At 46.3% G+C, this 1,311-nt stretch carries 1 protein-coding gene; it reads right to left on the minus strand.

What is annotated here, in order from left to right:
• On the minus strand, positions 1 to 1,233 hold a 1,233-nt coding region (locus tag ACYQ3Q_RS28250; RefSeq protein WP_459931716.1), incomplete at its 3' end, for a reverse transcriptase/maturase family protein.
• Positions 1,234 to 1,311: the final 78 nt, after the last annotated feature.

A 1,311-nucleotide genomic window follows, 5' to 3' on the forward strand; every position in this document is an offset into this window, starting at 1 on the left:
AGATTCTCTAAAGAGGCGAGTGATACCTTTGGGATAGCCATTGCCTGTACACATACCGTTTTCACGTAGCTTTTTCAGAATACCATCCGTATTCATGTAAATACGGATGGTTGAGTCAAAAGGGTTGGTTTGAAATTTTCCGTGTTTGACAGCGCCCTTGCGAATGATATATCCGAGAAAGGTCACGTCACTATCTACGGCATGTGTAATTTTGGTTTTCTCGTTGCTTAACCTTAGGCAGAGTTCGTTTTTCAGGAACTCCTTGATTTTCTGCTTCAAGTCAACGGCATAAGCCTTGGGAGCAATCAGGCCAATCAGAAAATCATCAGCATATCGCACATACTTCACTCTGCGGAAATTGGGGTCGTAGCTGTCCTTGGACGGGAGGTTCTCCATTTTATATTTCAGGTGCTTAATGGTTTTTGGGTCGCTGCCGTTGCTGATCGCCTTTTTGTAAAGGTATCTTGCTTTGGCGTAGTCAGGATTTTGCTTGCGGTAATCACCTGTGGTGTCCACCTCGATAATGTTTTCCATGAATCTGTCCAGTTTATCGAGATAGATGTTGCAGAGTATGGGGCTACAACAAGAACCCTGTGCGTTTCCGGTTTTGGTTCCGTGGTAAATGTGCCGCATGTCGAAGTAACCGGCCTTGAGTATCTTATTGATAAGCCGGATGAAACGTTCGTCGTTAATACGCTCACGAAGTATCGTTTCAAGTGTGCGATGGTCGATTTCATCAAAGCAGGCGGATATGTCCCCCTCAATAAACCAAATTGAACCTCTCCACGTCTCCACCTCAGCTATGGCGCTTTGTGTAGACCGTTTTGGCCGGAAGCCGTGAGAAAGGTTTGAGAAGGTAGGTTCGTAGATGCACTCCAGGATAATGCGGACTGCCTCCTGAACGAGCTTGTCCTTTCCGTTTGGAAAGCTAAGTTTGCGCATTTTACCATTGCTTTTTGGTATCATCGTTGTTCTGTTTGGCTGAGGCAGGTAGGACTCGTCGCGCATGGAAGCGATAAGTTCCGTAATCCATTCCTCGCAGAAGCCATGCAGGGAGGTGCCATCAGCGCCAGAGGTCTTCGCTCCGTCGTTGGACTTTACGGAGTTGTAAGCAATGATGTACAAGTCCTTGTTGTAGAACAATCGGTAAAGGTCATCGTTAACATAGCAATGGTCGGCATTGTTTCGACGGCGATAACCTTCCAATCTTTCCACGAGTTTTGATTGCTCCATTCAAAGCAACTCCTCTCAAAATTGGAACTTGGAATACTGCCCCCCTTCACCATGTACCATGCATTACAGAAGGCCGTT

It is taken from the genome of Desulfosporosinus burensis (assembly GCF_054657535.1).